The 8,267-nt window shown below is 40.6% G+C and carries 9 protein-coding genes; 1 reads left to right on the top strand and 8 read right to left on the bottom strand.

Translation table 11 applies throughout. The annotated features are described in order from the left end of the window. Positions 1–113 precede the first annotated feature (113 nt). The 7 genes from NQ095_RS10330 to yneA all read right to left on the bottom strand — a co-directional run bounded on the left by NQ095_RS10330 (position 114) and on the right by yneA (position 5,941). Positions 114–1,235, bottom strand: a complete 1,122-nt coding sequence (locus tag NQ095_RS10330; protein ID WP_258263376.1) for a CamS family sex pheromone protein — start codon at positions 1,233–1,235, stop codon at positions 114–116. A 188-nt stretch (positions 1,236–1,423) separates the two neighbouring features. Beyond that, complete coding sequence (locus NQ095_RS10325; protein WP_034759902.1) at positions 1,424–1,645, bottom strand: YneF family protein; 222 nt, start codon at positions 1,643–1,645, stop codon at positions 1,424–1,426. Between the two features lie 84 nt (positions 1,646–1,729). Continuing rightward, positions 1,730–2,167 (bottom strand): sporulation inhibitor of replication protein SirA, encoded by a 438-nt coding sequence (gene sirA, locus NQ095_RS10320; RefSeq protein WP_258263375.1) that lies wholly within the window; start codon positions 2,165–2,167, stop codon positions 1,730–1,732. Between the two features lie 253 nt (positions 2,168–2,420). Next, the gene (gene tkt / locus NQ095_RS10315) at positions 2,421–4,424 is read right to left on the bottom strand and encodes a transketolase (protein ID WP_258263374.1); all 2,004 of its coding nucleotides are present in this window, start codon (positions 4,422–4,424) and stop codon (positions 2,421–2,423) included. Between the two features lie 188 nt (positions 4,425–4,612). Next, a complete protein-coding gene (locus NQ095_RS10310) occupies positions 4,613–4,846 on the bottom strand; it encodes a DUF896 domain-containing protein (RefSeq protein ID WP_258263373.1) in 234 nt (77 codons plus the stop codon). A 106-nt stretch (positions 4,847–4,952) separates the two neighbouring features. Then, the gene (locus NQ095_RS10305; RefSeq protein ID WP_258263372.1) at positions 4,953–5,603 is read right to left on the bottom strand and encodes a YneB family resolvase-like protein; all 651 of its coding nucleotides are present in this window, start codon (positions 5,601–5,603) and stop codon (positions 4,953–4,955) included. A gap of 11 nt (positions 5,604–5,614) precedes the next feature. After that, a complete protein-coding gene (gene yneA / locus NQ095_RS10300) occupies positions 5,615–5,941 on the bottom strand; it encodes a cell division suppressor protein YneA (protein ID WP_483880574.1) in 327 nt (108 codons plus the stop codon). Positions 5,942–6,094: 153 nt separating this feature from the next. On the opposite strand from yneA, the gene lexA reads away from it, so the two are divergent. After that, positions 6,095–6,715: a transcriptional repressor LexA gene (gene lexA, locus NQ095_RS10295; RefSeq protein ID WP_258263370.1), complete on the top strand. Its 621-nt coding sequence runs from the start codon at positions 6,095–6,097 to the stop codon at positions 6,713–6,715. Positions 6,716–6,913: 198 nt separating this feature from the next. On the opposite strand, the gene glnA is transcribed toward lexA, so the two are convergent. Then, positions 6,914–8,248, bottom strand: a complete 1,335-nt coding sequence (gene glnA, locus NQ095_RS10290) for a type I glutamate--ammonia ligase (protein WP_258263369.1) — start codon at positions 8,246–8,248, stop codon at positions 6,914–6,916. Positions 8,249–8,267 lie beyond the last annotated feature (19 nt).

Genomic DNA, 8,267 nt, shown 5'->3' with positions numbered 1-8,267 from the left:
TTTTTCTTATATGGACATGAAAAAACCCGAATATGGGGCACTTTTTTATCAGTGTCCTATATTCGGGTAGTAGTTCATTTTCATAAGAGAGGCTCTTTTGTATAGAATTATTTTTAATGAATTTGTACAAATGGCTCCTGATCCACTTCTTTTACGATGGTGGCTTTGAGGCCTTTAGGGGTTTTCACATAAAGATAAACCGGTGTATGAGGGAAGTAATCGACGATTTCAGGGCCAATCGCCTGTGCAAACCCTATTAATTCGGTTTCTTTCACCATGCCTGTATGTACATCGATGACCAACTTATTTAGCGTATCCTTTTTATATAATCCTTTACCCACAAATTCAATATCCTGATGAGAGAAATACTTTGACACATAATCTTCAAGATCACGGATTCGGTTGTATAAATCCCTGTCCTTTTCTTCTCCTTCATCGCTCGGGAAGTAATAATATTTGTCGGATACATCATCCCACTTTTTGATTTTCCTATCGTTCTCATCTAAATAGGTTGTGGAGATATAGTTACCTGAAACAACGCTGTTTAAAGGTTGCAGTTTGTAAATCGAAATCATTATAGGTACATTTTTCAATTCTTTGTTTGACCTAACACGACTTACGACGGTATCGGCAACTTCCCTTCCGTATTCTTCCATCATTTTCTTGTTGATGGTGGCTTCGTCAAAATGCATAAGCTTCTTATCATCTTCCACCCTGATATAATCAATGGAATTCATCGCAAGACCTAGGGAAATTCCCTTGATATTCCCTTCTGTGTCGACATAATTCTGCTCATGTATATAAGCAAGGTACATTGGGTTTTTCTTTTCCATCTCCATTTGTTGTTCCCATGACATATCATCTGTAATCTGTAATTCCGGATTAAGGCCAGCCTTATTAGATTTAGACTTCCTCCCTAACCATGAATTTAAATTCTTCAAGTACTGCCCCTCTTGATAGACATATTTTTCAGGGGAAAAATGTTCAGTGGATAATGACATAAGACCTGTCTCGATTTCATCCATATCACTGCGGTTGTTGATTGTCATTGTAATCAGTCCGCGATTCACCGATTTTTTTTCTTTATTAATTTTATAAGTTAAATATTCACGTGCATCACTTGCTGCACTATTTTGAATTTCAAGCGTTTCATCATCTATCACTTCCTGAGGCTTATTGCTGCATCCGGCAATAAGAATCAAAGTAGACAGAGAAACAATCATCCATTTTTTCATATGACTCCCTCCGGACTATATTTTATCATACATTACATTTCAATCTGCCTGATAATCTTTAAGTTTTTATGAATTCACGAAAATAATCCCATTATCCTAACAAATCTATTGAAATCTTCTATGCACTCCCTCACATCAGGATGCCCATACAATAGAAAAAGCACTCATCACCTGAGTGCTTCCATCTATTACTTCATGTTCTTGTTCATTGCATTCATCATTTGATTGATTTTCTTCTGGGATGGTTTTTGCCCCATTTGCATCATCATCATGCGTAACATTTGCTCGTTAATTGGTGGATTTTTCTTAAGATAGCTCATCATATATTTACGAGCAATGAAAAATCCTAGTGCAACTCCGGCAAGTAATGCCAGAACTCCTACTAGAATAAGTAATCCAGTCGTTCCCATATTCTTACTTCCTCCTTCATGTTGTCCTTTTAAAAGTGTACTAAACCCTGAAACATTATACAATATTTTGGTCGAAATTTCATATTAATATATAAACTTTCTTTGTTTTATCGGTTTTAACCAGCCAAAACGCTCATTAATGATATCCATTGCCAATAGCTGGCCCATATTTCTTCGTAAAATTTCAAAAAAGATATATTCAGATTCATCATGTCCCCAGGCATTCAAAGACATCGACTTTTCATTCAAAACGAGAGTCGCACCTGATTCTTCTCTTTCGATTGTCGCAACGGAGTTTACCCAGGCTGCCCCTTCAACCTTCGTGATTTCGTGCTGAAGGAGCCTTTGTGTAGGAAGGTATGGAATCGGTTTCGTAATGTAATCTACTTGTTTCGAGACAATATCGTGAAGATCACCTGTACTCGCTTCCCAATCAGAAAACAATTGATAGAACATTCTTTCACGACCGTAGTAATGCTGAACAAACAACTCTTCAATCCAATAGATTTGATAATTTCGCACCTTTACTCCCTCCTACCTTTCTTTCATATAGTATAAATCAACTAGAAGGGAGTCATTGTCATAAATTGTTGAAAATCTGCACTAGTTTTGTCGAACCTATTCCACCTCTTTTGAATGCTTAGGATGGAACTAAGTATATATACGGTATTTGTTCTATACCCAATCCATTCCACCTTTACTCCTATTGTACTCACCCAAAAGAAAAAGGCCAACTCCTTAGAGAGTGTAAGGAGCTGACCTTTTCCATTCATGATTATTGAAGTAAAGCTTTGATTCTCGATACTACATTTTCAGAAGTGAAGCCATATTCTTCCATGACTTTCGCTCCAGGTGCAGATGCACCATAACCATTGATCGCCAGGATGTCACCTTCATCGCCAACGTAGCGATCCCAGCCCATTGGAGATCCCATTTCGATTGCAAGGCGTTTTTTCACACTCTTAGGCAGAATGGATTCTTTGTACTCTTTTGATTGCTTTTCGAAACGATCCCAAGATGGCATGCTCACAACCGAAACACTGATGCCGTCTTTTTCAAGGGCATTCTGCGCTTCTACCGCAAGATGCACTTCAGAACCAGTTGCAATCAACAGGGCATCAGGCTGTTCTTTCCCTGAAGCTGATACAACATACGCCCCTTTGTTTACCCCATTATAGGCTTTATCAGCCGTACCTTTAAGCGTTGGAAGGTCCTGACGGGATAGTACCAGCATCGTTGGCTGATCTTTAGATTCTAACGATAACTTCCAAGCAGCAGCCACTTCGTTACCGTCACCAGGGCGAATGACCGACAGGTTCGGCATTGCACGAAGGGAAGCAAGCTGTTCTACAGGTTCATGGGTAGGTCCGTCTTCCCCCACAGCGATACTATCATGTGTGAATACATACGTCACAGGTAAGCCCATCAGAGCCGCCAAGCGGATAGCAGGTCTTAAATAGTCACTGAATACAAAGAATGTCCCACCGAATACATGAAGTCCTCCGTGTAGAGCCATACCATTCATGGCACCGCCCATACCGAATTCACGGACTCCGAACCAGATATTACGGCCTTCATAGGATTCAGGTGTGAAATCTTTCTCATCTTTAATCATCGTTTTGTTGGAACCTGCCAAGTCAGCAGAACCACCGATGAATGAAGGAAGATTTTTCGCAATGGCGTTCAACACTTCCCCTGAAGAAGCTCGGCTTGCTAATGCTTTTCCTTCTTCATATACCGGGATATCCTTATCCCATCCTTGCGGGAGTTCACCTTTGATTGCCGCTTCTAATTGAGTGGCTAATTCAGGATGTTCATCTTTGTATTTAATGAATTGGTTGGCCCAATCTTGTTCTTTCTCAGAACCAGCTTGTTGGATTTTTTCCTCGAAGCGGCTGTATACCTCATCAGGAACGTGGAAATCCTGATCGAATGTCCACTTGTAAGCTTCTTTTGTAAGCTTCATTTCATCCTCACCCAGAGGTGCACCATGAACAGCAGATTTACCTGATTTATTCGGAGCCCCATAACCAATGACTGTCTTTACTTCAATCATTGTCGGGCGGGATGTATCCCCTTGAGCTTCTTCAATCGCTTTGGATATTTCGTCAAGATCATTTCCATCTTCTACACGGATATACTGCCAACCGTATGATTGGAATCGTCCTTCAACACTCTCGGAGAAGGATTTATCCAAATCTCCGTCAAGTGAAATATCGTTGGAATCATAAAGAACAACAAGGCGTCCTAATTTTAGATGAGCGGCCAATGATGCAGCTTCGGAGGAAACACCTTCCATCAAATCCCCATCACCACAAATGGAGTATGTAAAGTGATCGACCATATTATATTGGTCTTTGTTGTATGTAGTGGCCAAATGTCTTTCAGCTAATGCCATACCAACTGCCATTGCAATCCCCTGTCCAAGTGGACCAGTTGTTGCTTCCACACCAGAAGTATGCTTATACTCTGGATGTCCTGGCGTCTTACTTCCCCATTGGCGGAAATTTTTAAGATCATCCATTGAAACATCGTAACCGGAAAGATGAAGTAGGCTGTACAACAGCATCGAACCATGTCCCGCAGATAAGACAAAACGGTCACGGTTGAACCATTCTGGATTTTTAGGGTTATGATTCATGAACCTTGTCCAAAGTGCGTATGCCATAGGAGCTGCCCCCATTGGCATTCCCGGGTGCCCGGAACCTGCTTTTTCAATCGCATCGATTGATAATGTGCGAATTGTATTAATTGCTAATTGATCTGTGTTATCAAACATATGTCAGACATCCTTCCTTTTAAAGTACCTTATTAATATTAATCTTCTTTGATAGTTTATACAACTATCTTGAATGATAACATGACTTTATGATCGTTGAAAATAAAAAACCTTCAAATTTCATAATGGAACGTTATCAACCAAAAAAACTTCCAGGACCTTTCAAAATGGCCCTGGAAGTTTTTTGATTAATGCATTTTTTTCTTTGTCTGTATATCTTGAATCTTTTTAGGTGTTACTTCATTTCCTTCCGGATCAAAGATTCTTGTATTTTCAATTGTACCTTTCATTGATTGACGGAACGTTTCAAGATATTCTTTCCTGAGTTTGGTCTGTTCTTTCGCTTCCTGTTCAGATAGTCCGCTATTTTTGGACTTTTTGGCAAGCTCGTTGATTCTATTCATTTTTGATTTTGAAAGCATCTATAAAAACTCCTTTATTGCATAGTTTGCAAACTCCAAAACATTACTAAAAGGCAGTGTATAACACTACCGTCATGTTACTAGATTAAAGGAGATAAAACAAGGATTAAGCATGATCAAGAGACGTCATATATTCTTTGAAGCGTCTATGTACAGTGGCTTTGGATACATCGTATCCAAAGCCCCTAAGAGTAGCTGCAATCTCAGCGAAGGTTAATTCATTTTTCCTTAAACGAACAATTTCCTCCACAGGCACTTCAATACGCTCCCTTCCATCCACATTTCCTTTATTCTTTAAATTTTTATGGGGCTGAAAGCCATTTTCTACAGCCCGTTTCATTCCCCGCTTAATTTTAAGGTTATGAAGTTTGCGTTGATATTCCTCCACCATACTGACAATGTTGATGACCATGGAATCGGACTCGGATAAGTGCAATTCTCCACTATGGGTCTGGCTTATGATTTTCACGTCCTCTTTTAACAAACAGTGAATAAGGGCGATCTTGGCATTTCCCCTTCCGATTCTTGTCTCGTCCTGAATCAGCACAGCATCAATTGATTTATCCCTGACCAGGTCCAGAAGTTCCAAAACACCCGGACGGTCCAATTCAAAGCCGCTCGCTTGATCCTTGATGACCGCATTTACTTCATAATGATGATCGTGTGCCAATTTAACGAGTTCTTCTTCCTGCCGTTCCAAAGATGTTTCCTGTGTATTTTTCTTGGTACTTACCCTGCAGTAAATGACTGCTTTCATCTTTTATCCCTCTATTCTTCGTTCATGACCAGTTCGAAATCTGATTGAGTTGACATTGTTGGATTCTCAATTGGTAACACAAGTGATTCACCAGGTTTGATGGCAAAAGAGTTCAAATCGTTCTCCTCACCCACCCAGGCGATAAACTCTTCCATTGTCATAGAATATTCTTCATTATACTGTTTGGCAATAGTCCAAAGAGTATCACCATCTTCCACTGTGATGCTTTGGTAAGAAGGTTGATTTGTCATATTGATCAAAAAATAGCATGCTGCTGAAAGGACTAAAACAAATAATATAATAATGTAAGAGAATCGATTCCAAATATGTGTTAACATAAAATTACCTCCATACGAATGTTTGTTCTGTTTTGTTATTTTATTGTAATACGAACACTCGTTTGGTGTCAACAAAATTCGAACTTATGTTTGTATCAATATGGGTGACATGCTATAATGGGAACATAAGATCTATAATAGAGGTGCGTGAACATGACAAAATTGTCGAAAAGACAGCAGGACATACTACAATATATTAAAGTTGCAGTCAGAGAAAAAGGATATCCCCCTTCCGTACGTGAAATCGGGGAAGCCGTCGGCCTTGCTTCCAGTTCCACCGTACACGGACATTTAGCGAGGCTGGAAAGTAAGGGTCTGATCCGTCGTGATCCGACTAAACCGAGAGCGATTGAAATTCTGGACCTTGAAGAAGATACGATTCCGCGACAACGTGTGGTTAACGTTCCTTTAATCGGTAAAGTAACAGCCGGTCAACCGATTACGGCTGTTGAAAATGTGGAAGAATTTTTCCCTTTGCCAGAGCGGATGGCCCCTTCGGATGAACAGGTGTTTATGCTTGAAATCATGGGTGACAGTATGATCGAAGCCGGCATTTTGGATGGGGATTTTGTCATTGTTCGCCAGCAGCAGACAGCGAATAACGGAGATATCGTCGTTGCCATGACTGATGAAGACGAAGCCACGGTAAAACGTTTCTTTAAAGAAAGGGATTATGTGCGTCTTCAGCCCGAGAACTCAACAATGGAACCTATCATTTTACGAAACGTCTCCATTCTAGGTAAAGTGGTTGGAGTGTATCGTCAAGTTCATTGATACTGGCATCCGATATTCCTCATAGAGCATACCGGGTACTATGATCAGTCACTAATCATTATAATGAAAAATAAGCCTGGGGTTGGAAACCGAAACATTCCATCCCCAGGCTTATTTGATTTTGTTGCCTCCCCCATTGTGGGTACAGCCTGAACTTAAATGAAAAAACCCTCAACACGTGTTGAGGGCTCCTGGTAATTAATACATTTGGATATACTGTTCTCTCTCCCAAGGATGTACTTGTGTACGGAACATATCCCACTCGATTTCTTTCGCTTCCACGAAATGTTCGAATATGTGTTCGCCAAGGGACTTAACAATTACTTCACTTGTTTTTAAGGTTTCAAGAGCTGCATATAATGTTGCAGGAAGATCCACGATACCCGCTTCTTCACGCTCTTTTTTATCCATTACATAGATGTTCCGGTCAATTGGCTTAGGAGCCGGAAGGTTATTCTTAATTCCATCTAAACCTGCCGCAAGTAATACAGCCATTGCAAGGTAAGGATTTGCCGCAGGGTCGACACTGCGAACTTCAACGCGTGTACTCAATCCACGGGATGCCGGGATACGGATTAACGGGCTCCGGTTACGCGCAGACCAGGCAACATAGCAAGGTGCTTCGTAACCTGGAACCAAGCGTTTATATGAATTTACAGTCGGGTTAGTAATCGCTGTAAATGCAGTGGCATGCTTGATGATACCAGCAAGGAATTGACGGGCAGTATCACTTAATTGCAAGTCACCTTTTTCATCAAAGAAAGAGTTCACTCCATTTTTGAATAGTGACATATTACAGTGCATGCCTGAACCATTTACACCGAATAATGGTTTCGGCATGAAGGTAGCGTGCAAACCGTGTTTACGGGCAATCGTTTTTACTACCAGTTTAAATGTCTGAATATCATCGCAAGCTCTTAATGCATTTGCATATTTGAAGTCGATCTCATGTTGACCAGGTGCTACCTCGTGGTGGGATGCTTCAATTTCAAAGCCCATCTCTTCAAGTTCCAGAGCGATATCACGACGACAGTTCTCCCCTAAATCAGTGGGAGCGAGGTCAAAATATCCACCGTTATCATTTAATTCTAACGTAGGTTCGCCATTCACATCTAATTTAAAGAGGAAGAATTCCGGCTCTGGCCCAAGATTGAAGTCAGTGAACCCAAGTTCCTCCATTTCCCCTAAAATACGTTTAAGGTTGTTACGAGGATCTCCCTCGAATGGAGTGCCGTCGGGATTGTAAATATCACAGATCAGACGGGCTACCTTTCCTTTTTCAGCTGTCCATGGGAAAACCAACCATGTGTCCAAATCAGGGAAAAGGTACATATCTGATTCTTCGATTCGGACAAATCCTTCAATTGAAGATCCGTCAAACATCATCTTGTTATCTAATGCTTTTTCAAGCTGACTTAGAGGGATTTCTACGTTCTTGATCGTCCCTAAAATGTCAGTGAATTGTAGTCGAATGAACTTAACTCCCTCTTCATTCGCTAATCTTAGAACATCTTCACGAGTATACTTTGCCATTTACGTATTTCCTCCTCAA

The sequence above is a fragment of the Rossellomorea sp. SC111 genome (assembly GCF_024733565.1).
Classification (GTDB): Bacteria; Bacillota; Bacilli; order Bacillales; family Bacillaceae_B; genus Rossellomorea.
The sequence above is the reverse complement of the archived record's forward strand: the minus strand, read 5'-3'. Positions and strand labels throughout refer to the sequence as shown.

Bases quoted from the DNA above. Each gene is read 5' to 3' on its own strand.
- tkt (WP_258263374.1), bottom strand. From the start codon at position 4,424: ATGTTTGATAACACAGATCAATTAGCAATTAATACAATTCGCACATTA.
- NQ095_RS10310 (WP_258263373.1), bottom strand. From the start codon at position 4,846: ATGCTTTCAAAATCAAAAATGAATAGAATCAACGAGCTTGCCAAAAAG.
- glnA (WP_258263369.1), bottom strand. From the start codon at position 8,248: ATGGCAAAGTATACTCGTGAAGATGTTCTAAGATTAGCGAATGAAGAG.
- NQ095_RS10325 (WP_034759902.1), bottom strand. From the start codon at position 1,645: ATGGGAACGACTGGATTACTTATTCTAGTAGGAGTTCTGGCATTACTT.
- NQ095_RS10330 (WP_258263376.1), bottom strand. From the start codon at position 1,235: ATGAAAAAATGGATGATTGTTTCTCTGTCTACTTTGATTCTTATTGCC.
- NQ095_RS10305 (WP_258263372.1), bottom strand. From the start codon at position 5,603: ATGAAAGCAGTCATTTACTGCAGGGTAAGTACCAAGAAAAATACACAG.
- lexA (WP_258263370.1), top strand. From the start codon at position 6,095: ATGACAAAATTGTCGAAAAGACAGCAGGACATACTACAATATATTAAA.
- yneA (WP_483880574.1), bottom strand. From the start codon at position 5,941: ATGTTAACACATATTTGGAATCGATTCTCTTACATTATTATATTATTT.